The following is a 22,827-nucleotide window of genomic DNA, read 5'->3' as shown; positions in this document are numbered from 1 at the left end:
ACACCTTGAACAGTGGCTGTTGATACAAAAGCCGGCGAATGTAACAGCTCGTGGCTTGTTTTCGCCCCTGGGGACACACTGAAAAAAATTGCACCCGGAGTGATTCCCCATGACGTATCTGACCTGGAGGCGGGAGCTGGTGCGCTCCGCCATCGATCAGATGCTGGAGGCCACCGATCCCGACCGCGGCCCCTTCGGTGATGGGGGTGTTCTGTTCAACGCCATGATGCAGGAGCTGACCCAGAGCCTGCCGGCCCTGGAGATCGTGGCCGCTGCCGACGACATCCTCACCGCCCATCGGGGGTTCTGCGAAGGGCGCAGCTGTGAGGTGGCCCAGGCCCTCAAGGTGTGCCTCTCGATGCCCGCCGAGAAGCAGGGTCTCGAGCGTCGTCTGGTGCTGGATCGCGAACGGGTCGAGCACAACGCCCTCAGCCATGACGCCAACCTGCTGCTGGTGTGGGATGGGCGCCGCGGCAGCACCATCGAGGAGCTGAGCGCCGCCGGACTCAGTGAGCGCTTCCCCTGCCAGGGCACCGAGGCGCGCTGGAACACCGACGAGTTCGTGGCCCTGCTGGAAGCCCGTGCCCTCCAGTGCCGCCGCACCCGGGTGGCCCTGGAGATCGTGGCGGAGGATCCCGCCACCACCCCCTCGGCCGGCACCGTGGTGCTGGTGTTCCCCACCGACACGGGCACCCGCCCCTGGGTCGCGACGGTGGCCGTGGCCCTGCGCTCCGAGGAGCTGCCCGAAAGCGAACCGCCCACCCTCGACGGCTACCAGGCCATGCGGGTGCTGGCGGGGCCCAGCAGGACCTCGGCGTAACGGTCGAAGGCCTCGCCCTCACCCAGGAACAGGCGCGGGATCACCAGCTCGCACTCCAGCAGCAGCAGCTCGCCCGCCCCATCGCGGAGTCCGTCGATGCGGGCATAGGGCAGCACCCCGAAGCGCCGGCGCAGGCGCTCCTCGATCGCCTCGGCCCACCGTCGCTCCGCCGCACTGGCCTCCCGCGGGGTGTTGGCGCCCCCGAAGCGTTCGTGGGCGATCCAGCCGCCGGCCGCCACGGTCTTGGCCACCGCGTGGGAGAAACGTCCGCCGAGCATCACGGCGCTGAACTCCCCGTCCATGCAGACCCCGTGCAGGAACGGCTGCAGACACACCTCCCCGCCACGGGTCAGGGAGGCCAGCCAGCCATCAACCGCGCCTGCCGCCATCGCGCCGGCGACCACGGGCCGGCTGCCATCGGCTGACGTGATCGTCAGGTGCGCTCCTTCGCGGCGCACCCGGTAGGTGTGCCACCCAAGGGAGCCGACCGCCGGCTTGAGCACCGCCTCCTGCCAACCACACGTGTCCAGGAGCTCCGCCAGGGATCCGCACCAACCGCGGGGCAGCCAGCGGCTGGGGATCAGGGCCACCCCCTCCTGAGCGAGCTGGGGCAGGTAGGCGTTCTTCGCATGGCCGGCCTCGATCACCGGCAAGGGGTTGGCCAGGGGCACCCCGAGGGCTTCGAGCCGCTGGGCCAGGGCCCGGATCCGGGGCAGGAAGTCACCGTGACGGTGGCTGCCGCGGCAGTCGCGCACACTGACCAGATCGAAGCGTCCCCAGTCAGGAGCAGGGGCGCCATCCTTAGCAAGCGGGGGCAGGGGCACCAGCTCGCTGGCGATGCCGCGCCGGGCCAGATGGGCGCGCAGCGCCGGCGTCTCGTCGTGGATCCGCCCCAGGTGCAGCAGGGCGATCCGCTTCAGGTGGGCAGGATCCCCCACTCGCGCTTGACCTGCACGCTGGTGATCTCCCAGGCCTCCTCGGCCGCCACCACCGGTCCGCGGGGCTCCTCGGGCGTCAGGCCGCGCCGGGCGAACTCGTTCTGCAGCAGCAGCTGGAACAGCACGCTCTGGGACACCAGCGCGCGCAGCCGATCCTCGCCGCCCACCCGGGCCATCAGCACCGGATGGCCCTCGCAGTCCCGCAGGGCCCGCAGCTGCTGCTGCAGCCACACCCGCTCGTACTGCAGCATCGCCTCGCTGCAGCGGGACAGGTTCTCCCGGTAGCAGCCGGCATGGCATTGGATCGCCCCTTCGGAGAGGCCCGCCGCCGTGCCGGCGTCCCTCAGGAGCTGCATCGCATCACTCAGGAAACTCACGCGTGCTCAACGCATCCTGAGCAACCGTAGAAACGGGTGCCGCCTCCGCCCACGAACGGCCCGGTGCGGCAATGATCCGTAGCGGGGAGAAAGAAAAGCCAAAATCAGTGGCATTGGCTACATAACCACCGCGGATCCCGGTGCGGCCCTCAGAGCCACTGCTTGCGGCGGAAATAGAGGTACAGGGAGACGCCGATCACGATCATCACCCCCCACACCGAGTAGTAGCCGCCTCGCCACTCCAGCTCGGGCATCTCCTTGAAGTTCATGCCATAGACACCGGCAATGAAGGTGAGCGGGATGAAGATCGTGGAGATGATCGTCAGCACCTTCATCACCTCGTTCATCCGATGGCTGAGGATCGAGAGGTAGGTGTCATGCATGCCCCCGAGAATGTCGCGGTGGGTCTCCACCAGATCGATGATCTGGATGCAGTGGTCATAGAGGTCGCGCCAGAACACCCGGCTCTCGGCCGTCAGCAGAGAGGACTCACTCTTGACGATCATGGCCACCTCCTCCCGGATCGGCCAGACGGCCTTGCGCAGGCTGAGGATGGAGCGCTTGAGGCTATGGATCTCCTTGATGTCGCCGGGGTGGGGATCCTCCAGCAGCCGATCATCCACCTCCTCGATGATGTCGCCCATCCGTTCCACGGCCAGGAAGTAATGGTCGACAACGGCGTCCAGCAGGGAGTAGGCGAGGTAGTCGGCCTTCATCCAGCGGATCCGGCCACCGGAGGAACGGATCCGGTCACGCACCCCGTCGAAGACGTCACCGTCATCCTCAAGGAAGGAAATCACGAAGTGATCGCCGAGGACGACGCTCACATGTTCAATGTCAATGGTCTGGGTGTCTTCGTTGAAGGCGATCATCTTCAACACCATGAAGACATAGCCCGGAAACTCCTCCACCTTGGGGCGCTGGGTGGTATTGGCGATGTCCTCCAGGGTCATCGGATGCAGGCCAAAGCACGCGCCGAGACGCTCCACCAGGGCGACGTCATGGACGCCACTGACGTTCATCCAGGTGATGCTGCCCTCCGTCACCGCTTCAGCGCAGCCGTTCACCGTGAAATCGCGATGCTCCGACCAGCCATCGGCGTCGTAATGGATGACATCGATCTGCACCTTGGCCAGCCGCTGCTCGCCCACGAACACCACGGTGCCCGGGGAGGACCCGGGCCGGATCCGGCGACTGCGGATTCCACGGCCGCCCGTGGCGCCACTGGCGCCGCGGATGCGCGGAGACGGTCGCGATGGCCTGGTCTTCATCGCCGGGCCCGGAGGCATCGATGTGGCACGGAGCCTATCGGCATCCCACGGTCAGAGGAAGTCGGGCCGCGTCAGAGGAAGTCGGGCCGCAATTGCTGGCTGAGCACCAGCGACTGCTCCAGTCCGCCCCAGTCCTCCTGCCGCACCATCGCTTCGAGGCCGGCCAGGGAGCGCCGGTAGTGCCCCAGGGCCTCCAGCAGCGCCTCCCGGTTGGAACGGGCCATCAGCATGCCGAGCTCCGGGTTGCCGCCGCCGACGCGCGTCGTGTCGGCGAAGCCGCTGGAGGCCAGGGCCCGCACCAGGCCGGCCCCGACCTCCGGGGTGGCGCAGGCCGCATCGCCCCCGGCGTCGGCCGCCTGCAGCAGGGCCGCCCCCACCAGCACCGGCAGGTGGGAGATGAGGGCCACGGCCCGGTCGTGGGCCTCGGCGTCGCAGCACAGCCAGCGGGCCCCGAGGGCCTCCGCCAGCTCCCGCACCGCCGCCAGCGCCGCCGGGTCGGTGTCCGGCTCCGGGGTCGCCACCCAGGGCCGTCCCTGGAACAGCCCCCTCTCCCCCGCCTCCACCCCGGCCAGGGCCGTGCCCGCCATCGGATGGGAGGCCACGAAGCGGGACGCAGCCGGGCCGCCGCCGCTCGCCGCCAGCAGCTGGCGCCAGCGGCGCAGCACCGGCCCCTTCACCGAGCCCACATCCGTGATCACCGCCGCGGCCGGCAGGGCCGCCAGCAGGGCGGGATCCGGCTCCAGCAGCCGGTCGAGGGGCAGGGCCAGCAGCACCAGTCCGCAGCCCGCCAGCACCGCCGGATCGGTGCTCACCACGCTGGCCAGCCCCCGCTCCCTGGCCCGCACGGCGGTGGAAGGCCGGTGCACCAGGGCCCGCACCTGGGCCCCGGCCGCCATCAGATCGAGCCCCAGGGAGCCGCCGATCAGCCCCAGGCCCACCACCCCCACCGGTTCGCGCTGCCAGAGGGGTGTCATCGTCGCTGCGGATCGGCTGGAGCCAGCTTCCTACGATCCGGCGATGTTGGAAGCCCGCGCCCACCAGCACCTCAAGGCTCTCCTGCAGCGAGAGGGGGTGGAACGCTGGCCCCATCACCTCACCCTCAGCAGGCTGGTGGCCCGCAGCCTGCGCCGGGCCGACCACACCCTGGTGCGGCTGGCCCCCGGCACCGCCCCCAGCTGGTGGATCAGCCTGCTGGTGCCCCTGGCCCTCAGCGAGGTCCCCCTGGCCCTGGTGGTCACCCCGTCCCTGCGCCAGCGGCTGCTGCGGGTGGAGTGGCCCCGACTGCGCAGCGTGGGCCTGGAGCTGGCCTGCTGGGAAGGGCCCGGGGCCCCCGCCGGCACCCCGTTATGGCTGCTCGACCACCGCGAGCTGGTGACGGCCTGGCGCCAGGGCGAACTGGGGGAACGGCAACTGGTGATCCCCGAGGCCGAGACCCTGGAGGCGGCCCTGCGCGAGGCCCTGGAGGTGGAGCTGGAGCCCCGCCACTGGGACCAGCTGCGCCGCGTCCAGCCCAGCGCCGAAGGCTGCCTGCTGGCCCTGCACGAACGGCTCAGCCGCCGGGTGCTCGCCCATCCCCGCTCCCCCCACCGGCTGGTGGCCCTGGCCGACGATGACGAAGCCCCCCTGCGCCACCTGCTGCGGCTGCTGGAGCCCCTCCCCGAGCCCTGGCCCCGCTGGCTGAGCGCCGGGGCGGGCTGGAGCAGCTGGGCCCGGGTGGATCCGTCCCTGCTGCAATGGAACCTGCTGCGCCAACCCCTCGAACCCCTGAACGAACTGGCCGGCCTGCTGGTGGGGCGGGGGGCGGTGCTGATCGGGGAGCTGGCCACCGGCCGGGCGGCGGAGGGCCAGCCCGCCTCCGGTGCCGCCCTGGGGCTGAAGCCCGCGGTGGTGCTGGACCTGGCCGATCCCCCCCTCTCCGACCCCCTGCCCCTCTACGCCCCCCTGCGCCAGCCCCTGCCCAACAGTCCCCAGTACGCCGAGCACCTGCTGGAGCAGGGCCGGCGGCTGGTCCTGGGCCAGGGCGGCCTGTCGGTGGTGCTGATCGACGATCCGGCCCTGTGCCTGGGCCTGGCCAGCGGCCTGGCCGCCGAGTTCGGCAGCCGCGTGTGCCACCAGAACCTGGCCCCGGAGAGCAACGGGGTGGTGTGCTGCAGCTGGGACTGGTGGCTGGAGAACCAGCCGCGCCTGCCCCTGCCCTGCCAGGTGGTGGTGGGCCTGCTGCCGATCGCCAGCCTGGAGGATCCGCTCACGGCGGCCCGGGTGGGGGTGCTGCGCCAGCAGGGCCGTGACTGGTTCCGGGAACTGCTGCTGCCGGAGGCCCTCAACCGGCTGCAGCGGGGCGTGGCGGGGCTGCGCCGCAGCGGCGGCCGGCTGGCGGTGCTGGACGGCCGCCTGCGGGGCCGCAGCTGGGGGCGGCTGGTGTTCACCGCCCTGGAGCCCTGGGTGGCCCTGAACCGGTTGCGGCCCGACTCCTAGCCTGCTGCCAGTTGCCACCGAACGCCTGATGGGGGAAGCCAAACGCCGGGCCGAGCAGGGTCTGCCGCCCCGCGACAAGCCACGCGCCAGCAAAACCAAGACCGTCGACACGTCCCCCCGGATCGTCGACTGGCTGCCCCTGACCCGCGACCAGGCCTCCCGCTTCGTGGCGATCACCACCAAGGGGGCCTGGATCGGCATCGGCGGCCTGGCCCTTTTCTGGGTCACCGTGCGCTTCATCGGCCCGGCGGCCGGCTGGTGGACCCTGGCCGACGGCTGAGCAGGGACACCGGGGGGCTTACCTGGTGCGGGTCTCCTGGGTGCGGGTCTCCCCATCAGCGCCGCAGCGCCTGGCGAGAATCGGAAGAAATCCTTATGATCTGCGGATCGTGATGGGAACGACTCATGTTTCTCCGTCTGGCCGAGCAGTACCGCTCGGCCGTTGAGGATCTGATCCTGAGCCTCCAGGCCCTGGCAGTGTCCCTGCGGAAACAGGGCCATGTAGCCACCTGCTACACCTGCGGCGACGGCCGCGACGGCCATGGCGCCTCCTTCGTCGCCGACCTGGGTGACAACCACATGGTGCGGCTGCTGGTGTCCGATTTCGGCATCAGCTGGGTGGAGTCCCGCAACGGCCAGGAGCTGGTGAAGCTTGAGGGCGCCGACGCGATCCAGGAACTGCAGCGGGTGGTGCTGGTGCTGCAGCCCACGGCCGAGCCGGCCGCAGCCAGCACCAGGGCTTCCGGAGCGGCTCTGCCGGCCCAGCCCTGAACCAGGCGCCCCGGGGGCCTGGCTCAGGGGCCCCCGGGATCATCAGCCCGCGGCGGGCAGCTCCTCCAGCTCGGCGGCCTCGGGACCGGCCGCAGGTTTGGCGGCCGCCAGCTTGGCCGCCGCCGCCAGGGGCTTCATCGAGTTGGCGGTGACCTCGGAACCCTCGGTGAGCTTCTGGCGGGTGAGCGTCTCGATCACCTCCTTCGGCCCGGGGTTCTGCTCCAGCCAGGCGATCGTGTTGTCGCGGCCCTGGCCGATGTTGTCGCCCTCATAGCTGTACCAGGCGCCCTTGCGGGTGACCACGCCCGTTTCCTCGGCCAGATCGAGCAGGCAGCCCAGGGTGCTGATGCCGCGGCCGAAGAGGATGTCGAACTCGGCGATGCGGAAGGGGGGCGCCACCTTGTTCTTGGCCACCTTCACCTTGGCCCGGATGCCGTACTCCTCGGTGCCGCGCTTGAGGGTCTGGATGCGGCGGATGTCGAGGCGCACCGAGGCATAGAACTTGAGGGCGTTACCACCGGTGGTGGTTTCCGGGTTGCCGTAGGTGACGCCGATCTTCTGGCGCAGCTGGTTGAGGAAGATCACCGTGCAGCCGGACTTGCCGATGTTGCCGGTGATCTTGCGCATGGCCTGGCTCATCAGCCGGGCCTGGCTGCCCACCGCCAGGTCGCCCATCTCCCCTTCGATCTCGGCCCGGGGCGTCAGGGCCGCCACCGAGTCGACGACGACGATGTCGACGGCGGCCGAGCGCACCAGCTGGTCAACGATCTCCAGGGCCATCTCGCCGGTGTCCGGCTGGGAGACCAGCAGGTTTTCGATGTCGACCCCGAGGGCGGCGGCATAGACCGGATCGAGGGCATGCTCCGCATCCACGAAGGCCGCCACGCCGCCGCGCTTCTGCACCTCGGCGATGGCATGGAGGGTGAGGGTGGTCTTGCCGGAGCTCTCGGGTCCGTAGACCTCCACCACCCGGCCCTTGGGATAGCCGCCCCCGAGGGCCAGATCGAGGGTGAGGGCCCCAGTGGGGACCGTTTCCACCCGCATGCGGGAGGCATCCCCCAGCCGCATGATCGAGCCCTTGCCGAAGTTGCGCTCGATCTGGGTGAGCACCAGACCCAGGGCCTTGTCGCGCTCCGCGGCGGCCCGGGGATCGCCGCTGGGGGCGGCGGCGGACACGTAGGAGGTGGAGGGGGAGGAGGAAGACGCTGCGGCGGCGGCCGTGGCCCTGGAATCGGCAGGCATGGTGGGGGTAGGTGATGGAACGGGCCGCAGCCGGCAGGAGCCGTGCAGGCGCGGGGTGGGGGATGGGAAAGGGGGCCGGAACCGGGCGCCATCCTGCGACCTCTGGAGAACCAGTGCCACCCGGAGCGGCCGGCGTATCAATCCCGTGTAGTACGGGCGTACTCTAGCGGTTCATGGCCAGAGCGCCAGGGGGGCCTCGAAACCGGCGGGCTCCAGCCAGCGGATGCCCATGGGGGCCAGCCCCTCCCCGTCCCCGGGGCCCAGGTACCCCCACGACACCAGATAGCAGCGCACCGCCTCCAGCCCGGGGGTGCGCCGCACCAGCTCCAGGGTGGGGCGGCGGTCCTCGACGAACCACAGGGGACGCTCAGCGGGGTCGTGCCCGGCCAGCAGCTGCGCCAGCACCGACGGCTTGCTGCCCTGTTCGTGGCCATACAGGGCCAGGGGCGTGAGGCCGGCGGCGGCCAGCAGGCGGGCGGCGAAGGCCCCGCCCTTGGTGGTGAGCACCGCCCAGTCGGCCCCCTCCGCCGCCAGGCGCCGCAGGCGAGCCTCGACGCCGGGGTAGAAGCGGTGCAGGGCCAGCCAGGCGTCGGGGTCGGCGGCGATGGCCTCGGCCCGCAGCCCCTCGAGCGCCTGCTGCAGCTGGTCGGTCGCCCAGCCCCAGCGCCGCAGGGCCGCCCCGAGGAAGGTGTCGTAATCAGCCAGGGCGGCGTCGAGATCGACGTCGGGCCGTCCCAGCTCGGCGGCCATCAGCACCATCTCCCAGCCCTTGTGGATCAGGGGCCGCAACAGGGCGAACCCCGGGGGCGCCTGCTCCGGCAGCTGCCAGTCGGCGGGGGCGGCGGTTCCGGCGACCAGGGCCAGGGCCGCCCGCCGGGCCGACCACCAGTACTCGGCCATGCCGTCCACCAGCACGCCATCGAAATCGAACACCAGCAACGGGCGTTCAGGCACCGGTGAGAAGAAGAGAAAAAACTGGGCCGCTAGGATTCGAACCTAGGAATGTCGGGACCAAAACCCGATGCCTTACCGCTTGGCGACGGCCCAATCAAGCCCATGGGATGGGACAGGCGTCGGTCCGAAACCGGCGCCTTGCTAGTTACCCACAGCGGCTGGTCCTTCGTCAACTCGCCGGCGTCCACCCCGGCGGCAGGCCCCTTCAGGCGGGAAAGACCCGCAGCCGCTGCTGCAGGCCGCGCCCGAACACGGCACTGCGCAGCCGGTAGTGGTGCACCAGCTCGGCCTGCAGGGCCCGTACCGCCTCGCTGCGGGGCAGCAGTTCCACCGGCCGGCCCTCGGGCAGCACCACCTGCTCCACCGCCAGCCGGCATTCCTCCAGGGCCGCATGGGCGTCGTCGAGGCGGGCCGGAGCGGCCGGTTCCTCCCCGTCCGTCCCGCCTCCCCCCCGGCGCCGCTCCAGCAGGCGCTCCATGGCCCGCTGCAGCTGGTGGGGGGTGTCGGATTTGATCACCAGGATCGGCAGGCCGAGGTCGCGGGCCTGGCGGCGCAGCTCCGGGTCGCGCCCCAGCTGGCCGCGCACGCTCAGCACCGCATCCGCCTGCTCCGGGCCCTCCACCACCTGGACCGGCAGCTGGCGGCGGCGCACGGCCTCCTCCAGCTGCTGGGCCGCCAGCCCCACCCCGTAGACCCGCAGGGCGGGCAGCGCCGGGGCGGCGGTGGCAGCGGCCGGCCGGGGGGCCGCCGGATCGGGCAGGGGCACCACCGCCAGGGGGGCGGGGCCGGGGCGCCGGGGGGGCACGGCGGCGGGGGCCCAGGCGGGCGGTGCGGCCGGGCGGGCGGGGCCGTCGTCGCGCAGCACCCGGCGGCCGTCGCCGCCCAGCTCCCGCACCTGGGGATGGGTGGGCTGGCCGCGCAGCAGCAGATCCACCGTGCCGGCCACGTCGCGGTGCACCAGCCAGCGGTGCCGGCTGTGCATCTCCACCGCCAGGGGGAAGGTGGGCTCGGCCGCCCGTTCCAGCACGGTCTTCTGGGTGCGCCGGCGGCGGGCCTCCTCGTCCCCCAGGGTCACCGACTGGATCCCCCCCACCAGATCGCTGAGGGTGGGGTTGCGGATCAGGTTGGCCAGTTCGTTGCCGTGGGCGGTGGCCACGAGCATCACGCCCCGCTCGGCGATGGTGCGGGCCGCCTGGGCCTCCAGCTCGGTGCCGATCTCATCGATGACGATGACCTCGGGCATGTGGTTCTCCACCGCCTCGATCATCACCTGGTGCTGCAGCTCCGGGCGCGCCACCTGCATCCGCCGGGCCCGGCCGATGGCGGGGTGGGGGATGTCTCCGTCGCCGGCGATCTCGTTGCTGGTGTCGATCACCACCACCCGGCGCTGCAGGTCGTCGGCGAGCACCCGGGCGATCTCCCGCAGGGCCGTGGTCTTGCCCACCCCGGGGCGGCCCATCAGCAGCAGCGACTGGCCCGTGTCCAGCAGGTCGCGCACCATCGCCACCGTGCCGAACACGGCCCGGCCCACCCGGCAGGTGAGTCCCACCACGTCGCCGGTGCGGTTGCGGATGGCGCTGATGCGGTGCAGGGTGCGCTCGATGCCGGCCCGGTTGTCACCGCCGAAGGGGCCAAGACGCTGCAGCACCGCCGCCAGATCGGAACGCGCGATCGCGTCGTTGCCCAGGGCCAGAACCCGGCCGGGGTAGCGGGCCTCCGGCACCCGCCCCAGGTCGAGCACCACCTCCAGCAGGCCCTCCCGCCGCTCCGGCCCCGCCAGGGCCCGCTGCACCACAGGCGGCAGCACGGCCAGCAGACGATCCAGGTCGTCGGTGACCCGCTGGGGGGAGAGGGAGGGGGGGGGCGAAGGCTCCAGGGGGCGGCGGGGGGAGCTGTCCGTTCGTTCTAGCCGGGCCCGGGGCCCGCCAGACCCCGGGGGCCGCTGACACCACGGGCCAGCCAGGGGGCCACCAGCACTTCGGCGATGGCCAGGGCCCGGGGCCAGAGCAGGGGCAGGTCCAGCAGCCGTCGCCCCTCAGCCTGGGCCTCCTGCAGCAGGGGCTGGAGCTGGCGGCGGGCCACCCCCCCAAACGCGACCCCGGCCGCCCGGGGCCGGGCCGCCGGGGAGCGGGCCAGCACCGCAAGGGTGTGGGCATTGGTGCCGCCGGCCAGCTGCAGCGGACCCGGCGGCGCCAGCGGCCCCAGCCGCTCCAGCAGGGCCACCGCCGCATGGGCCGTGCCGGCCCCCACATCACCGCTCATCGGCCGGCCATCCAGCTGCCAGAGCGGCCGGAAGCCGGCCCCACGGAGCAGGCGGAACCGCTGCCAGAGCTCCGCCGCCAGCTCCTCCACCGTGGCCCCTCCCTCCAGGGCCGCGCTCACCGCCACCCGGCGCAGCGGCACCCCGCTGGCGGCCAGCTGGGCCACCCGATCGCCGAAGGCCTCCAGCCGCCCGGGCCGGGTGTGCAGCTCCACCGCGTCCGGGGCCAACTGCGCGAGCAGGGCCCCCACGCCGGCGGCCTCCAGCACCTGGCTGCGCTCCTCGATCAGCCCCAGGGGGCAGGCCGGCAGGCAGCGGCCGCAGCCGTAGCAGCGCTCCTCCACCACCCCGGTCCCGCCGATGGCCAGGGCGGGGCAGACCCGCTCGCAGGGCCGGGGGCAGGCGGGCGGGCAGCGGTCCGGATCGAACCAGGCCTTGCGGAAGTGGGGGTCGAGGCCGTCACTGAGGCTGACCATCAGCCAGGGACGGACCGCGCCGCGGGCCTCGGCCCAGGCCATGCCCCGCCGGGCCGCGGCCACCACCGCCGGATCGGCGGCCACATCGATGCAGTGCACCCCGGCCAGCGCATGGATGCCGGCCAGGTCCTCGATGGCGGCCAGATCCTGGTTGCTGGCTCCGCCGATCAGCTTCACCCAGCCTCCGGAGGCCAGGGCCTGCTCGGGGTGCTGCCGGATCATCGGCGCTGGGCCCCGGAGCAAGGCACCCATGGATGGCGCGCGTGGGGCGAAACGATCCTGCCACCGGCAGGGCCCTCAGCCGGTGCCGGGCAGCTCCGGCGCGATCTCCGGCTGGGCCAGCCCGAGACGCTGCACCAGCCAGGGGGCGGAAAACCCCTGCAGGCCCACGGTCAGCAGGATGGTCAGGAACACCAGCCCCTTGAGGGTGGCGCCGCCGGGGACCTCGGCCCGGTCGAGCTCGAGGGCGAACAGGCTCACCACCGCCGCGGTGACGATGCCCCGCGGCGCGATCCAGCTGAGCAGGGCCTTCTCCTTCCAGTCGAGGCTGGGCAGGCCGAGGCCCGTCAGCTGGATCAGGGGCCAGCGGATCAGCATCAGGCCCAGCACGCAGGCCAGGCCGCCCAGGCCGAGGGGACTCAGCTCGGCCCAGGAGACATCGGCCGCCAGCAGGGGAAACAGCACCGTGATCGCCAGCATGGCCAGCTGGCGGATCAGGGCGTCGAGCTGGGTGGCGGCCGCATCGAGGCGCAGCCCCACCACCACCCCCGCGCTCACCGCCGCCGGCAGGCCCGACTCCGGCAGCAGCGCCTCGCAGCCACTGAACATCAGAAACAGCACCCCAAGGGTGAGCTGCAGCTCCAGGCCACCGGGCTCGGCCGGCCCCGCGCCGCCGCGCGCCGCCGCCACGGCGGCCAGGCGCCGGAGCACCTCCGACAGCAGCAGCCCGGCCAGGCCGCCGAGCACCACCCCGCCCCCCAGGCGCAGCAGCAGTCGGGAGGCCACCTCCTGCCAGCTGCCCAGGTCCCCCAGGATCACCTGGAGCAGCACCAGGCCCAGCACCGCACTGACCGGTTCGAGGATCAGGCCCTCCGCCTCCAGCAGCTGGCCCAGCTTCGGAGCCAGGCGCAGCTGGCGCACCATCGGGGTGACCACCGTGGGACCGGTGGCCAGGGCGATCGCGCCGTAGACCAACGCCAGGGGCCAGGGCAGCCCCGCCAGGCCATGGGCCAGCAGGGCCGCCAGGGGCAGCCCCAGCACCAGGCGCACCAGCACCAGCTGCAGCACCGACCGCTGCAGATCGCGGCCCGCCAGGCGCAGGTTGAGCCCCCCGTCGAAGAGCACCAGACTCACCAGCAGACCGACCAGGGGCTCCAGGCCGGCCCCCAGGTTCTCGGGATGGACCAGGTCGAACCCGGCGTGGCCCGTGATCAGGCCGACCGCCAGCAGCAGCACCACCGCCGGCTGGCCGGTGAGCCAGGCCGTGGCCTGGGCCAGGGAGCCGGCGAAGAAGGCCGAACCCCAGATCAATCCGAGCCGCTCACTCAAGGCCTGGGAGTCCGCGGAACGGACCCAGGCTATGGGGTGAATTCAGCTCAGGCCGGCACGAGCTGTTCGAGCGGCTGCCAGCGCAGGGCCCGGGCGCCGCCCATCTCCACCACCAGCTTCAGGCGCGGTTCGCGGCGGCAGAGCTCGCAGAGGGCGGCCAGTTCGGAGCTGCTCAGCACCTGGCCCTCCAGCAGCCAGAGAAGCACCGGGCCCTCGCCGGCCAGCGCAGGGCCGAGCTGGGGCATCACCCGCTGCACCTCGCCCACGGCGGCCGCCTGGCCGACGCTGTGGTGGCCCAGGTGGGGCGGCCGGATGCCGTGCAGCTGGAGCAGGTAGGCCTCCGGATCCCCCAGCCCGCGGGCGGAGGTGAGGTGGGCCCGGTAGCCGGCCGCCCGCAGCCGCCGCAGCAGCCGGGTCTCGGCGCCGCCCTCCAGCGGAACGAACAGGGCGAGGGCACCGCAGCGCTCCAGCTCGGTGCGGAAACCACGGCCGGTCATCAGCAGGGGCATCGGGAGCGGCAGGCGAATCGGGGCTGAGTCTGGCAGCCGATGAGGGTCCCAGGGGTGGTGGTGCACACCATGGGGTACTGTTGTCTCTTGTGCCGAAGATCTGTGCCCGTCCGCTAGCCGGGCCTCCAGAGAACGGTACGGGGTCCGTCAGTGGTGACGAACCCTTCCCGGCCCGTACGACTCCTGCAGCGCTCGTCGCTGTCCGGACCGTCGGGATACTGCCCGAGGCCTCACCGCTTCCGGCAAGTCCCAGCCCGCTGATTCGCCTCGCTAGCTCCTGACCCTCGGGTCAATCTGCGATTCCACGAATTCAGCCCCCCCGCCGTCCAGCGGGTCCTCCACGGATGTCGGGCCTCGGCCCAGATCCATGGCGGCACGCCTCGGCAGTCCAGCTGGTGTTGTTCTCCCTCCCATGTCCATCGGCATTCTCGGGAAGAAGCTGGGTATGTCCCAGTTCTTCGACGAAGAAGGCAAATCCATTCCGGTCACCCTGATCGAAGCGGGTCCCTGCCGCATCACCCAACTCAAGAGCGAAGCCACCGACGGCTACACCGCGGTGCAGCTCGGCTTCGGCGAGACGCGCGACAAGCTCGTCAACAAGCCCGCCAAGGGCCACCTGGCCAAATCCGGCGAGGCGCCCCTGCGGCACCTCAAGGAGTACCGGCTGGAGGCCATCGACGGCCTCGAGCTCGGGGCCGCCGTCACCGTCGGTGACTTCGCCCCCGGCCAGAAGGTCGACGTCAGCGGCGACACGATCGGTCGTGGTTTCTCGGGCCTCCAGAAGCGCCACGGCTTCAGCCGCGGTCCCATGAGCCACGGCTCCAAGAACCACCGAGAGCCAGGCTCCATCGGCGCCGGCACCACCCCAGGCCGGGTCTACCCCGGCAAGCGGATGGCCGGTCGCTACGGCGGCAAGCAGATCACCACCCGCGGCCTCACAATCCTCAAGGTGGATGCAGAACGCAATCTGCTCGTCGTCAAGGGCTCGGTACCCGGCAAGCCCGGCGCCCTGCTCGACATCCGCCCGGCCCGGCGGGTGGGCGTGCCCGCAGCGAACTGAGGAGAACACCCATGACTGACTGTGTGATCCGCGACTGGCAAGGCAAGGAGAGCGGCAAAGCTCCCCTCGACCTCAAGGTCGCCAAGGAAACATCCGCCAACGGCCTGCTCCACCGCGCCGTCGTGCGCCAGCTGGCCCATACCCGTCAGGGCACCGCCAGCACCCTCACCCGCGCCGAAGTGGCCGGTGGCGGTCGCAAGCCCTACAAGCAGAAAGGCACCGGCCGGGCCCGCCAGGGCTCGATCCGCACCCCCCTGCGGCCCGGCGGTGGCGTGATCTTCGGACCCAAGCCCCGCAGCTATGCCGTGGCGATGAACCGCAAGGAGCGTCGCCTGGCCCTGCGCACCGCCCTGATGAGCCGCGTCGCGGACATCATCGTGGTGAAGGGCTTCGGCGCCGGGCTCGACACCCCCAAAACGAAGGAGATCACCGCCGCCCTGTCCCGCTTCGGCATCGAGGCCGGCGCCAAGGTGCTGCTGATCCTCGATGGCGCTCCCGAGGCGGTGACCCGCTCGGTGCGCAATCTCGAGAAGGTGAAGCTGATCGCCGCCGATCAGCTCAACGTGTTCGATCTGCTCCATGCCAACAAGCTGGTGCTCAGCGAAGAGGCACTGGCGAAGATTCAGGAGGTCTACGGCGATGTCTGAGCGTTTTGCAGGCCGGTTGGCGGACGTGATCCGTCGCCCGCTGATCACCGAGAAGGCCACCCGGGCCATCGAGATCAACCAGTACACCTTCGAGGTGGACCATCGGGCCGCCAAGCCCGACATCAAGGCGGCCGTCGAGCATCTGTTCGACGTCAAGGTCGTCGGCGTCAGCACCATGAATCCCCCCCGCCGCTCCCGTCGGGTGGGGCGCTTCGCCGGCAAACGTGCCCAGGTGAAGAAAGCGGTGGTGCGCCTTGCCGAAGGCAACGCCATCCAGTTGTTCCCTGAGTCCTGAGGGGTCTGAAACGTCATGGCAATCCGCAACTACAGGCCCAACACCCCCGGCACCCGCACGCTGGTCGTCACTGATTTCAGTGACATCACGGGCAAGAACCGGGAACGGGGCCTGGTGGTGTCCAAGCACCGCCACAAGGGCCGCAACAACCGCGGCGTGATCACCTGCCGCCACCGCGGCGGTGGCCACAAGCGCCTCTACCGCATCGTCGACTTCCGTCGCGACAAGCACGGTGTGAGCGCCAAGGTGGCCGCGATCCACTACGACCCACACCGCAACGCCCGTCTGGCGCTGCTCTATTACACCGACGGCGAGAAGCGCTACATCCTTGCCCCCGCCAACGTGGCGGTGGGCCAGAGCGTCATCTCCGGCCCGGACGCCCCGATCGAGAACGGCAACGCCCTGCCCCTCTCGGCCATCCCCCTGGGCTCGAGCGTCCACAACGTGGAGCTCTACGCCGGTCGCGGCGGTCAGATGGTCCGCACCGCCGGGGCCAGCGCCCAGGTGGTGGCCAAGGAAGGGGACTACGTCGCCCTCAAGCTGCCCTCCACCGAGGTGCGGCTGGTGCGCCGCGAGTGCTACGCCACCCTCGGTGAGGTGGGCAACGCCGAGCAGCGCAACACCAGCCTCGGCAAGGCCGGCCGCAAGCGCTGGCTGGGCCGCCGTCCGGAAGTGCGCGGCAGCGTGATGAACCCCTGCGACCACCCCCACGGTGGTGGCGAGGGCCGGGCACCGATCGGCCGTTCCGGTCCGGTCACGCCCTGGGGCAAACCCGCCCTGGGCCTCAAGACCCGCAAGCGCAACAAGCCGAGCAACCGGTTCGTGCTGCGGAAACGACGCCGCACCTCCAAACGGAGCCGTGGCGGACGCGACTCCTGATGACCCACACCGCTCTGCTGTTCGCCTGATCCGCCATGGGACGCTCACTCAAGAAAGGCCCGTTCGTCGCCGACCACCTGCTTCGCAAGGTGGAGAAGCAGAACGCTGCCGACGACAAGACCGTGATCAAGACCTGGTCACGGGCCTCCACCATCCTGCCGATGATGATCGGCCACACCATTGCCGTTCACAACGGCAAGGCCCACGTGCCCGTCTACGTGACGGAGCAGATGGTGGGCCACAAGCTGGGCGAATTCGCCCCCACCCGCACGTTCCGCGGTCACATCAAAGACAAGAAGGGAGGCCGCTGATCCGATGGCAACCACCACACCCGACACCCAGGCCCTGGCTCACGGCCGCTTCATCCGCGGTTCCGTGTCCAAGGTGCGCCGGGTTCTCGATCAGATCCGGGGTCGCACCTACCGCGACGCCCTGATCATGCTCGAGTTCATGCCTTACCGCTCCACGGGCCCGATCACCAAGGTGCTCCGCTCCGCGGTCGCCAATGCCGAGCACAACCTCGGCCTCGATCCGGCCACCCTGGTCATCAGCCAGGCCAGCGCCGACATGGGACCCTCCCTGAAGCGGTTCCGGCCCCGGGCCCAGGGCCGCGCCTACGCCATCAAAAAGCAAACCTGCCACATCAGCATTGCTGTGGCAGCGCCCACCGCCTGACCCCCGAGGACACCGCCCGATGGGACACAAGATCCATCCAACCGGCCTGCGCCTGGGGATCACCCAGGAACACCGCTCCCGCTGGTACGCCCCAAGCAAGACCTACCCCGTCCTCCTTCAGGAGGACGACCGGATCAGGTCGTTCATCAACAAGAAGTACGCCGCCGCCGGCATCAGCGACGTGCTGATCGCCCGTAAGGCCGACCAGCTCGAAGTGGAACTCAAGACCGCCCGTCCGGGCGTTCTCGTGGGCCGCCAGGGCAGCGGCATCGAAGAGCTGCGCACCGGCATCCAGAAGACCCTCGGCGACGCCCACCGTCAGGTGCGCATCAACGTGGTCGAGGTGGAGCGGGTCGACGCCGACGCCTTCCTGCTGGCCGAGTACATCGCCCAGCAGCTGGAGAAGCGGGTGGCCTTCCGGCGCGTCATGCGCATGGCGGTGCAGCGCGCCCAGCGGGCCGGGGTGCTGGGTCTCAAGCTCCAGGTGAGCGGACGCCTCAACGGCGCCGAGATCGCCCGGACGGAGTGGACCCGCGAGGGTCGCGTGCCCCTGCACACGCTCCGCGCCGACATCGACTACGCCACCAAGGTGGCCACCACCACCTATGGGGTCCTGGGCATCAAGGTCTGGGTGTTCAAAGGGGAGGTGCTTCCCGGTCAGCAAGACCAGCTGCCCGTGGGTGGAGCACCGAAACGCCGCGCCAACCGCCGGCCGCAACAGTTCGAAGACCGCTCCAACGAGGAGTGATCAGGAGGCCTGAACCATGCTGAGTCCAAAACGCGTCAAGTTCCGAAAACAGCAGCGAGGCCGCATGCGCGGCATCGCCACGCGCGGCAACACCATCGCCTTCGGCGATTTCGCCCTGCAGGCCCAGGAGTGCGGGTGGATCACCTCCCGTCAGATTGAGGCCAGCCGCCGTGCCATGACCCGCTACGTCAAGCGGGGGGGCAAGATCTGGATCCGGATCTTCCCCGACAAACCCGTCACCATGCGGCCTGCCGAAACCCGCATGGGTTCCGGTAAGGGCAACCCGGAATTCTGGGTGGCCGTGATCAAGCCGGGCCGCATTCTCTTCGAGATGGGTGGCCCCGAGATCACGCCCGAAATCGCCAAGGAAGCCATGCGTCTGGCCCAGTTCAAACTGCCGCTCAAGACGAAGTTCCTCGCCCTGGCCGATCAGGTGGCAGCCGCCCCCGAACCCGCCCTCGCAGTGGAATCCTGACCATGGCCCGTCCCACCATCACCGATGTGCGTTCGCTCAGCGACGCCCAGATCGCCGAACAGATCGATGGCGTCCGTCGCGAACTGTTCGACCTCCGCTTCCAGCAGGCCACCCGCCGTCTGGAGCACCCGCACCGCTTCAAGGAGTCCCGCATCAAGCTGGCCCACCTGCTGACGGTGCAGGAGGAGCGTCAACGCTCCACCGTCGCCTCCTGATTCCCCCCTCGATCCCCATGGCACTCAAGGAAAGGGTCGGCACCGTCGTCAGCGACAAGATGGACAAAACGGTGGTGGTGGCGGTGGAAAACCGCTTCCCCCATCCCATCTATCAGAAGACCGTCCGCCGCACCACCCGCTACAAAGCCCACGACGAAGCCAACAGCTGCCGCGTGGGTGACCGGGTCCGGATCACCGAGACCCGCCCCCTCAGCCGCACCAAACGATGGGCCGTCGCTGAGGTTCTCTCCCCCACCAGCGCCGGCTGAGGAACTCCCCATGATTCAGCAGGAAACCTTCCTCAACGTCGCTGACAACAGCGGCGCCAAGCGCATCCAGTGCATCCGGGTGCTCGGCACCAACCGTCGCTACGCCCACGTGGGCGATGTGATCGTGGCCGCCGTCAAGGACGCCATGCCCAACATGGGCGTCAAGAAGTCGGATGTGGTCAAGGCCGTGGTGGTGCGCACCCGGGCCACGCTGCGCCGGGACACCGGCAACGCCATCCGCTTCGACGACAACGCCGCGGTGATCCTCGGCAACGACAACAACCCCAAGGGCACCCGCGTCTTCGGCCCGGTCGCCCGTGAGCTGCGCGAGCGCAACTTCACCAAGATCGTGTCCCTCGCCCCGGAGGTGATCTGAGATGGCCACCGCAACCCCCAAGGCCCGGCCCGTCCAGCGCGTCAAGATGCGCATCCGCAAGGGCGACACCGTCCAGGTGATCGCCGGCAAGGACCGGGGCAAGACCGGCGAGGTGCTGCGCACCCTGCCGAACGAGAACCGTGTCGTGGTGCAGGGCATCAACCTGCGCACCCGCCACGTCAAGCCCACCCAGGAGGGCGAGACCGGCCGCATCGTCACCGAAGAGGCGTCCCTGCACGCCTCCAACGTGATGCTGTACTCCACCGCCAACAAGGTGGCCAGCCGGGTGGAAATCGTCGTCCAGGAGGACGGCAGCAAGAAGCGCCGCCTCAAGAAGACAGGGGAGGTGCTCGACTGACCGCCCCCGAACGCGTCGCCGCCCACACACCCTTCCGCGACGCCCCCCACGCTCCGCGTCCCTGCCTCCCTTCCCCGTCCGCCTTCTGACCACGTCCAGAAGCGCCCCCCCATCCCCCCGTCATGTCACTCAAACAGCGCTACCGGGAGACGATCCAGCCCAAGCTGCTGAAGGATCTCAACCTCTCCAACGTCCACGAGGTTCCCAAGGTGGTCAAGGTCACCGTCAACCGGGGCCTCGGTGAAGCCGCCCAGAACGCCAAGGCCCTCGAGGCCTCGATCACCGAACTGGCGACCATCACCGGTCAGAAGGTGGTGGTGACCCGCGCCAAGAAGGCCATCGCCGCCTTCAAGATCCGCCAGGGCATGCCGATCGGCGTGGCCGTCACCCTGCGGGGCGAGCGGATGTATGCCTTCCTCGAGCGTCTCATCCACCTGGCGCTGCCTCGCATCCGCGACTTCCGCGGTGTGAGCCCGAAGAGCTTCGACGGCCGGGGCAACTACACCCTGGGGATCCGGGAGCAGATCATCTTCCCCGAGATCTCCTTCGACAAGATCGATGCCATCCGGGGGATGGACGTCACGATCGTGACCAACGCCCGTAACGACGAAGAGGGCCGGGCCCTCCTCCGCGAAATGGGAATGCCGTTCCGCAATACCTGAGCCCCCTCCCGGACACGACCATGGCCAACCACGACCCGATCTCAGACATGCTCACTCGCCTTCGCAATGCGAGTGAGAAGCGCCACGAGCGCACCAGGATTCCCGCCTCCCGGCTCTCCCGCAGCATCGCCAACGTGCTGCACCAGGAAGGCTTCATCGGCGCCATCGCCGAGGAAGGTGAAGGTGTGCAGCGCCAGCTGGTGCTCGAGCTGAAGTACAGCGGCAAGCACCGTCAGCCCACCATCCGCTCCGTGCAGCGGGTGAGCAAGCCCGGCCTGCGCATCTACAAGAACACCCGCCAGCTGCCCAAGGTGCTGGGCGGCCTCGGCGTGGCGATCATCTCCACCTCCCGGGGTGTGATGAGCGACCGTGATGCCCGCAAGCAGGGCGTCGGCGGCGAAGTGCTCTGCTACGTCTACTGATCCCAGGAGTTGTTCCATGTCTCGTATCGGTAAAGCCCCGATCCCCATCCCCGACAAGGTCACCGTCAGCCTCGATGGCCTGGCGGTCACCGTGAAGGGCCCCAAGGGGGAACTCAGCCGCGTTCTCCCGGAGGGCGTCAGCGTCAGCCAGGAAGGCGGCACGGTGGTGGTCAGTCCCACCAGCAGCCACCGCCGCTCCCGGGAGCGTCACGGCCTCAGCCGCACCCTCGTCGCCAACATGGTGGAAGGGGTCAGCCAGGGGTTCACCCGCAAGCTCGAGATCGTCGGCGTGGGCTACCGCGCCCAGGTCCAGGGGCGCAAGCTCGTGGTCAGCGCCGGCTACAGCCACCCGGTGGAGATGGTTCCCCCCGAAGGGGTCACCTTCTCGGTCGAGAACAACACCTCGGTCTTCGTCTCCGGCCCCGACAAGGAGCTGGTGGGCAACGAGGCGGCCAAGATCCGCGGCATCCGTCCGCCCGAGCCCTACAAGGGCAAGGGCATCAAGTACGAAGGTGAGCGGATTCTGCGCAAGGCCGGCAAGACCGGCAAGAAATGAGGTCTGCTCGAGCGTCATCCGTCTGATCCCCCATGTCTACCCTCTCCCGCAAACAGCAGACCCAGAAGCGTCACCGCCGCCTGCGTCGTCTGCTCTCCGGCACTGCCGACCGTCCCAGGTTGGCCGTGTTCCGCTCCAACAACCACATCTACGCCCAGGTCATCGACGACGACGCCCAGAGCACCCTCTGTGCCGCGTCCACCCTCGACAAGGACCTGCGCACCAGCGTCACGGTGGGTGCCAACTGCGATGCCTCCATCGCGGTGGGCCAGCTCGTCGCCCAGCGCGCCCTCGCCAAGGGCATCCAGCAGGTGGTCTTCGATCGCGGCGGCAACCTGTACCACGGCAGGGTCAAGGCCCTTGCTGACGCCGCCCGGGAAGCGGGCCTTCAGTTCTGATCCCTGCTCTCACCATGACCGAAACCAACGACCAGATCCAGACCGGTGCCGTGCCTGCGGCCTCCGACGTCCCCGCCGCTGCCGAAGGCCAGCAGGAGCAGCGCCGGGGCGGCGGCGGCGGTGGCCGCGGCGATGCCAAGGGTGACCGCCGCGGTGGCGGCGGCCGTGGCCGCGACAACCGCCGCGGCCAGGAACGCGACTCCGAATGGCAGGAGCGGGTGGTTCAGATCCGCCGCGTCTCCAAGACCGTCAAGGGCGGCAAGAAGATGAGCTTCCGGGCCATCGTCGTTGTCGGCAACGAACGCGGCCAGGTGGGTGTGGGCGTCGGCAAGGCCGGCGATGTCATCGGTGCCGTCCGCAAGGGCGTGGCCGACGGCAAGAAGCATCTGGTCAAGGTGCCCCTCACCCGCACCAGCTCGATCCCCACCCTCAGCAACGGCCGCGACGGCGCCGCCAGCGTGCTGATCCGGCCGGCCGCCCCCGGTACCGGGGTGATCGCGGGCGGTTCGATCCGCACCGTGCTCGAACTGGCCGGGATCAAGAACGTGCTGGCGAAGCGGCTGGGCTCCAAGACCCCGCTCAACAACGCCCGCGCCGCCATGCAGGCCCTCGAAGGCCTGCGCACCCACAAGGAGACCGCCAAGGAGCGGGGCATCTCCCTCGAGCAGATCTACTCCTGAGGCCCGCCATGACGTCCTTCTCTCTCAACAGTCTCCAGCCCCAGACGGGCTCGCGCCGGCGCAAGCTGCGCAAGGGTCGCGGCATCGCCGCCGGCCAGGGCGCCAGCTGCGGCTTCGGCATGCGCGGCCAGAAGTCCCGCTCCGGCCGGCCCACCCGCCCCGGCTTCGAGGGTGGCCAGATGCCCCTCTACCGCCGGATCCCGAAGCTCAAGCACTTCCCGGTCATCAACCCCACCCACTACACCGTGATCAACGTGTCGCGGCTGGGTGAGCTGAAGGCCGGCAGCACGGTCAGCCTCGAGTCCCTCGAGCAGGCGGGTCTGGTCACCAGCCCCCGCTACCCGCTGAAGGTGCTCGGTAACGGCGAACTGAAGGTGAAACTCACCGTCCACGCCGCCGCCTTCACCGCCTCGGCCCGCGCCAAGATCGAAGCCGCCGGCGGCACCTGCGAGATCATCGACTGAGGCCGGG

The 22,827-nt window shown here is 70.4% G+C and carries 32 protein-coding genes and 1 tRNA gene; 22 read left to right on the top strand and 11 right to left on the bottom strand.

The window, feature by feature from the left end; genetic code table 11:
- The first annotated feature begins 109 nt into the window (after positions 1 to 109).
- Positions 110 to 820 carry a hypothetical protein gene (locus H6G99_RS10815; protein WP_190611519.1) on the top strand — a complete coding sequence of 237 codons (711 nt, stop codon included), beginning with the start codon at positions 110 to 112 and terminating at the stop codon, positions 818 to 820.
- Here the strand turns inward: H6G99_RS10815 and H6G99_RS10810 are convergent.
- The 4 genes from H6G99_RS10810 to H6G99_RS10795 form a co-directional block, all read right to left on the bottom strand.
- A complete protein-coding gene (locus H6G99_RS10810; protein WP_190611518.1) occupies positions 772 to 1,758 on the bottom strand; it encodes an ATP-grasp domain-containing protein in 987 nt (328 codons plus the stop codon). The two genes, H6G99_RS10815 and H6G99_RS10810, sit on opposite strands and share 49 nt — an antisense overlap.
- The gene (locus tag H6G99_RS10805) at positions 1,737 to 2,135 is read right to left on the bottom strand and encodes a hypothetical protein (RefSeq protein WP_190611517.1); all 399 of its coding nucleotides are present in this window, start codon (positions 2,133 to 2,135) and stop codon (positions 1,737 to 1,739) included. The genes H6G99_RS10810 and H6G99_RS10805 overlap by 22 nt, the downstream gene beginning before the upstream one ends.
- 149 nt (positions 2,136 to 2,284) lie before the next feature.
- Positions 2,285 to 3,406, bottom strand: a complete 1,122-nt coding sequence (gene corA, locus H6G99_RS10800; RefSeq protein ID WP_190611516.1) for a magnesium/cobalt transporter CorA — start codon at positions 3,404 to 3,406, stop codon at positions 2,285 to 2,287.
- Between the two features lie 71 nt (positions 3,407 to 3,477).
- On the bottom strand, positions 3,478 to 4,380 hold the full coding sequence (locus H6G99_RS10795; protein ID WP_190611515.1) for a prephenate/arogenate dehydrogenase: 903 nt from the start codon (positions 4,378 to 4,380) through the stop codon (positions 3,478 to 3,480).
- A gap of 43 nt (positions 4,381 to 4,423) precedes the next feature.
- On the opposite strand from H6G99_RS10795, the gene H6G99_RS10790 reads away from it, so the two are divergent.
- The 3 genes from H6G99_RS10790 (at position 4,424) to H6G99_RS10780 (ending at position 6,652) form a co-directional block, all read left to right on the top strand.
- Entirely contained in the window at positions 4,424 to 5,881 is a 1,458-nt protein-coding gene (locus H6G99_RS10790; protein ID WP_190611514.1) for a helicase, read from the top strand.
- Positions 5,882 to 5,909: 28 nt separating this feature from the next.
- Entirely contained in the window at positions 5,910 to 6,161 is a 252-nt protein-coding gene (locus H6G99_RS10785) for a DUF2839 domain-containing protein (RefSeq protein ID WP_094584911.1), read from the top strand.
- Between the two features lie 125 nt (positions 6,162 to 6,286).
- Positions 6,287 to 6,652 carry a DUF1815 family protein gene (locus H6G99_RS10780; RefSeq protein WP_190611513.1) on the top strand — a complete coding sequence of 122 codons (366 nt, stop codon included), beginning with the start codon at positions 6,287 to 6,289 and terminating at the stop codon, positions 6,650 to 6,652.
- 42 nt (positions 6,653 to 6,694) lie between these two features.
- Here H6G99_RS10780 and recA read toward each other — a convergent pair whose 3' ends face one another.
- The 7 genes from recA to H6G99_RS10745 all read right to left on the bottom strand — a co-directional run bounded on the left by recA (position 6,695) and on the right by H6G99_RS10745 (position 13,641).
- Positions 6,695 to 7,894: a recombinase RecA gene (recA, locus tag H6G99_RS10775; RefSeq protein ID WP_199297137.1), complete on the bottom strand. Its 1,200-nt coding sequence runs from the start codon at positions 7,892 to 7,894 to the stop codon at positions 6,695 to 6,697.
- A 171-nt stretch (positions 7,895 to 8,065) separates the two neighbouring features.
- The gene (locus H6G99_RS10770) at positions 8,066 to 8,833 is read right to left on the bottom strand and encodes an HAD family hydrolase (RefSeq protein WP_199297136.1); all 768 of its coding nucleotides are present in this window, start codon (positions 8,831 to 8,833) and stop codon (positions 8,066 to 8,068) included.
- A 36-nt stretch (positions 8,834 to 8,869) separates the two neighbouring features.
- Positions 8,870 to 8,941: transfer RNA gene (locus H6G99_RS10765), tRNA-Gln, on the bottom strand.
- A gap of 112 nt (positions 8,942 to 9,053) precedes the next feature.
- The gene (locus H6G99_RS10760) at positions 9,054 to 10,664 is read right to left on the bottom strand and encodes an AAA ATPase domain-containing protein (RefSeq protein ID WP_502707686.1); all 1,611 of its coding nucleotides are present in this window, start codon (positions 10,662 to 10,664) and stop codon (positions 9,054 to 9,056) included.
- Positions 10,665 to 10,753: 89 nt separating this feature from the next.
- Positions 10,754 to 11,806: a Light dependent period protein LdpA domain-containing protein gene (locus tag H6G99_RS10755; protein WP_190611638.1), complete on the bottom strand. Its 1,053-nt coding sequence runs from the start codon at positions 11,804 to 11,806 to the stop codon at positions 10,754 to 10,756.
- A 75-nt stretch (positions 11,807 to 11,881) separates the two neighbouring features.
- On the bottom strand, positions 11,882 to 13,132 hold the full coding sequence (locus tag H6G99_RS10750) for a cation:proton antiporter (protein ID WP_190611510.1): 1,251 nt from the start codon (positions 13,130 to 13,132) through the stop codon (positions 11,882 to 11,884).
- A 47-nt stretch (positions 13,133 to 13,179) separates the two neighbouring features.
- Positions 13,180 to 13,641 carry an NAD(P)H-quinone oxidoreductase subunit N gene (locus H6G99_RS10745; RefSeq protein ID WP_190611509.1) on the bottom strand — a complete coding sequence of 154 codons (462 nt, stop codon included), beginning with the start codon at positions 13,639 to 13,641 and terminating at the stop codon, positions 13,180 to 13,182.
- A 412-nt stretch (positions 13,642 to 14,053) separates the two neighbouring features.
- Here H6G99_RS10745 and rplC point away from each other — a divergent pair, with 412 nt between their 5' ends.
- The 18 genes from rplC to rplO all read left to right on the top strand — a co-directional run bounded on the left by rplC (position 14,054) and on the right by rplO (position 22,820).
- Complete coding sequence (gene rplC, locus H6G99_RS10740) at positions 14,054 to 14,701, top strand: 50S ribosomal protein L3 (protein WP_094586025.1); 648 nt, start codon at positions 14,054 to 14,056, stop codon at positions 14,699 to 14,701.
- An 11-nt stretch (positions 14,702 to 14,712) separates the two neighbouring features.
- Entirely contained in the window at positions 14,713 to 15,348 is a 636-nt protein-coding gene (rplD, locus tag H6G99_RS10735; protein WP_094586024.1) for a 50S ribosomal protein L4, read from the top strand.
- Entirely contained in the window at positions 15,341 to 15,643 is a 303-nt protein-coding gene (locus H6G99_RS10730; protein ID WP_094586023.1) for a 50S ribosomal protein L23, read from the top strand. The genes rplD and H6G99_RS10730 overlap by 8 nt, the downstream gene beginning before the upstream one ends.
- Before the next feature lie 15 nt (positions 15,644 to 15,658).
- Positions 15,659 to 16,522, top strand: coding sequence for a 50S ribosomal protein L2 (gene rplB / locus H6G99_RS10725; RefSeq protein ID WP_094586022.1), 864 nt, complete (start codon positions 15,659 to 15,661; stop codon positions 16,520 to 16,522).
- Positions 16,523 to 16,557: 35 nt separating this feature from the next.
- Entirely contained in the window at positions 16,558 to 16,833 is a 276-nt protein-coding gene (rpsS, locus tag H6G99_RS10720) for a 30S ribosomal protein S19 (protein ID WP_015109404.1), read from the top strand.
- Between the two features lie 4 nt (positions 16,834 to 16,837).
- Entirely contained in the window at positions 16,838 to 17,197 is a 360-nt protein-coding gene (gene rplV / locus H6G99_RS10715; RefSeq protein ID WP_015109405.1) for a 50S ribosomal protein L22, read from the top strand.
- A gap of 19 nt (positions 17,198 to 17,216) precedes the next feature.
- A complete protein-coding gene (rpsC, locus tag H6G99_RS10710; protein WP_094586021.1) occupies positions 17,217 to 17,945 on the top strand; it encodes a 30S ribosomal protein S3 in 729 nt (242 codons plus the stop codon).
- A gap of 16 nt (positions 17,946 to 17,961) precedes the next feature.
- Positions 17,962 to 18,420, top strand: coding sequence for a 50S ribosomal protein L16 (gene rplP / locus H6G99_RS10705; protein WP_094586020.1), 459 nt, complete (start codon positions 17,962 to 17,964; stop codon positions 18,418 to 18,420).
- A 2-nt stretch (positions 18,421 to 18,422) separates the two neighbouring features.
- Positions 18,423 to 18,635: a 50S ribosomal protein L29 gene (gene rpmC, locus H6G99_RS10700; RefSeq protein ID WP_094586019.1), complete on the top strand. Its 213-nt coding sequence runs from the start codon at positions 18,423 to 18,425 to the stop codon at positions 18,633 to 18,635.
- A gap of 17 nt (positions 18,636 to 18,652) precedes the next feature.
- Positions 18,653 to 18,904, top strand: coding sequence for a 30S ribosomal protein S17 (gene rpsQ / locus H6G99_RS10695; protein WP_094586018.1), 252 nt, complete (start codon positions 18,653 to 18,655; stop codon positions 18,902 to 18,904).
- Positions 18,905 to 18,914: 10 nt separating this feature from the next.
- Positions 18,915 to 19,280 carry a 50S ribosomal protein L14 gene (gene rplN / locus H6G99_RS10690; protein ID WP_015109410.1) on the top strand — a complete coding sequence of 122 codons (366 nt, stop codon included), beginning with the start codon at positions 18,915 to 18,917 and terminating at the stop codon, positions 19,278 to 19,280.
- Between the two features lies 1 nt (position 19,281).
- Positions 19,282 to 19,638, top strand: coding sequence for a 50S ribosomal protein L24 (gene rplX, locus H6G99_RS10685; protein WP_190611508.1), 357 nt, complete (start codon positions 19,282 to 19,284; stop codon positions 19,636 to 19,638).
- Positions 19,639 to 19,760: 122 nt separating this feature from the next.
- Positions 19,761 to 20,300 (top strand): 50S ribosomal protein L5, encoded by a 540-nt coding sequence (rplE, locus tag H6G99_RS10680; protein WP_094586016.1) that lies wholly within the window; start codon positions 19,761 to 19,763, stop codon positions 20,298 to 20,300.
- Positions 20,301 to 20,320: 20 nt separating this feature from the next.
- The gene (gene rpsH, locus H6G99_RS10675; protein WP_015109413.1) at positions 20,321 to 20,722 is read left to right on the top strand and encodes a 30S ribosomal protein S8; all 402 of its coding nucleotides are present in this window, start codon (positions 20,321 to 20,323) and stop codon (positions 20,720 to 20,722) included.
- 16 nt (positions 20,723 to 20,738) lie between these two features.
- Positions 20,739 to 21,278: a 50S ribosomal protein L6 gene (gene rplF, locus H6G99_RS10670; protein ID WP_094586015.1), complete on the top strand. Its 540-nt coding sequence runs from the start codon at positions 20,739 to 20,741 to the stop codon at positions 21,276 to 21,278.
- Positions 21,279 to 21,310: 32 nt separating this feature from the next.
- Positions 21,311 to 21,676 carry a 50S ribosomal protein L18 gene (gene rplR, locus H6G99_RS10665; RefSeq protein WP_094586014.1) on the top strand — a complete coding sequence of 122 codons (366 nt, stop codon included), beginning with the start codon at positions 21,311 to 21,313 and terminating at the stop codon, positions 21,674 to 21,676.
- A gap of 14 nt (positions 21,677 to 21,690) precedes the next feature.
- Positions 21,691 to 22,356: a 30S ribosomal protein S5 gene (gene rpsE, locus H6G99_RS10660; protein WP_015109416.1), complete on the top strand. Its 666-nt coding sequence runs from the start codon at positions 21,691 to 21,693 to the stop codon at positions 22,354 to 22,356.
- Positions 22,357 to 22,364: 8 nt separating this feature from the next.
- Positions 22,365 to 22,820, top strand: a complete 456-nt coding sequence (gene rplO, locus H6G99_RS10655) for a 50S ribosomal protein L15 (RefSeq protein WP_094586013.1) — start codon at positions 22,365 to 22,367, stop codon at positions 22,818 to 22,820.
- The last annotated feature ends 7 nt before the right edge of the window (positions 22,821 to 22,827 follow it).

This window comes from Synechococcus sp. FACHB-909, from assembly GCF_014698945.1.
In the GTDB taxonomy this organism is placed as follows: Bacteria; Cyanobacteriota; Cyanobacteriia; order PCC-6307; family Cyanobiaceae; genus Cyanobium.
Note: the sequence above shows the minus strand (reverse complement) of the source record. Positions and strands in the feature narration are given on the sequence as shown.

What these genes read in the sequence shown, in the direction of transcription:
- rplR (WP_094586014.1), top strand. Translation starts at nt 21,311, where the DNA reads ATGTCTACCCTCTCCCGCAAACAGCAGACCCAGAAGCGTCACCGCCGC.
- rplE (WP_094586016.1), top strand. Translation starts at nt 19,761, where the DNA reads ATGTCACTCAAACAGCGCTACCGGGAGACGATCCAGCCCAAGCTGCTG.
- recA (WP_199297137.1), bottom strand. Translation starts at nt 7,894, where the DNA reads ATGCCTGCCGATTCCAGGGCCACGGCCGCCGCCGCAGCGTCTTCCTCC.
- rpsS (WP_015109404.1), top strand. Translation starts at nt 16,558, where the DNA reads ATGGGACGCTCACTCAAGAAAGGCCCGTTCGTCGCCGACCACCTGCTT.
- H6G99_RS10815 (WP_190611519.1), top strand. Translation starts at nt 110, where the DNA reads ATGACGTATCTGACCTGGAGGCGGGAGCTGGTGCGCTCCGCCATCGAT.
- rplF (WP_094586015.1), top strand. Translation starts at nt 20,739, where the DNA reads ATGTCTCGTATCGGTAAAGCCCCGATCCCCATCCCCGACAAGGTCACC.
- rplV (WP_015109405.1), top strand. Translation starts at nt 16,838, where the DNA reads ATGGCAACCACCACACCCGACACCCAGGCCCTGGCTCACGGCCGCTTC.
- rplB (WP_094586022.1), top strand. Translation starts at nt 15,659, where the DNA reads ATGGCAATCCGCAACTACAGGCCCAACACCCCCGGCACCCGCACGCTG.
- H6G99_RS10755 (WP_190611638.1), bottom strand. Translation starts at nt 11,806, where the DNA reads ATGATCCGGCAGCACCCCGAGCAGGCCCTGGCCTCCGGAGGCTGGGTG.
- H6G99_RS10745 (WP_190611509.1), bottom strand. Translation starts at nt 13,641, where the DNA reads ATGCCCCTGCTGATGACCGGCCGTGGTTTCCGCACCGAGCTGGAGCGC.
- rpsC (WP_094586021.1), top strand. Translation starts at nt 17,217, where the DNA reads ATGGGACACAAGATCCATCCAACCGGCCTGCGCCTGGGGATCACCCAG.
- rplC (WP_094586025.1), top strand. Translation starts at nt 14,054, where the DNA reads ATGTCCATCGGCATTCTCGGGAAGAAGCTGGGTATGTCCCAGTTCTTC.
- rpsQ (WP_094586018.1), top strand. Translation starts at nt 18,653, where the DNA reads ATGGCACTCAAGGAAAGGGTCGGCACCGTCGTCAGCGACAAGATGGAC.
- H6G99_RS10785 (WP_094584911.1), top strand. Translation starts at nt 5,910, where the DNA reads ATGGGGGAAGCCAAACGCCGGGCCGAGCAGGGTCTGCCGCCCCGCGAC.
- rplO (WP_094586013.1), top strand. Translation starts at nt 22,365, where the DNA reads ATGACGTCCTTCTCTCTCAACAGTCTCCAGCCCCAGACGGGCTCGCGC.
- H6G99_RS10780 (WP_190611513.1), top strand. Translation starts at nt 6,287, where the DNA reads ATGTTTCTCCGTCTGGCCGAGCAGTACCGCTCGGCCGTTGAGGATCTG.
- rplP (WP_094586020.1), top strand. Translation starts at nt 17,962, where the DNA reads ATGCTGAGTCCAAAACGCGTCAAGTTCCGAAAACAGCAGCGAGGCCGC.
- rpsE (WP_015109416.1), top strand. Translation starts at nt 21,691, where the DNA reads ATGACCGAAACCAACGACCAGATCCAGACCGGTGCCGTGCCTGCGGCC.
- rplN (WP_015109410.1), top strand. Translation starts at nt 18,915, where the DNA reads ATGATTCAGCAGGAAACCTTCCTCAACGTCGCTGACAACAGCGGCGCC.
- corA (WP_190611516.1), bottom strand. Translation starts at nt 3,406, where the DNA reads ATGAAGACCAGGCCATCGCGACCGTCTCCGCGCATCCGCGGCGCCAGT.
- H6G99_RS10730 (WP_094586023.1), top strand. Translation starts at nt 15,341, where the DNA reads ATGTCTGAGCGTTTTGCAGGCCGGTTGGCGGACGTGATCCGTCGCCCG.
- rplX (WP_190611508.1), top strand. Translation starts at nt 19,282, where the DNA reads ATGGCCACCGCAACCCCCAAGGCCCGGCCCGTCCAGCGCGTCAAGATG.
- rplD (WP_094586024.1), top strand. Translation starts at nt 14,713, where the DNA reads ATGACTGACTGTGTGATCCGCGACTGGCAAGGCAAGGAGAGCGGCAAA.
- H6G99_RS10790 (WP_190611514.1), top strand. Translation starts at nt 4,424, where the DNA reads ATGTTGGAAGCCCGCGCCCACCAGCACCTCAAGGCTCTCCTGCAGCGA.
- rpmC (WP_094586019.1), top strand. Translation starts at nt 18,423, where the DNA reads ATGGCCCGTCCCACCATCACCGATGTGCGTTCGCTCAGCGACGCCCAG.
- rpsH (WP_015109413.1), top strand. Translation starts at nt 20,321, where the DNA reads ATGGCCAACCACGACCCGATCTCAGACATGCTCACTCGCCTTCGCAAT.
- H6G99_RS10795 (WP_190611515.1), bottom strand. Translation starts at nt 4,380, where the DNA reads ATGACACCCCTCTGGCAGCGCGAACCGGTGGGGGTGGTGGGCCTGGGG.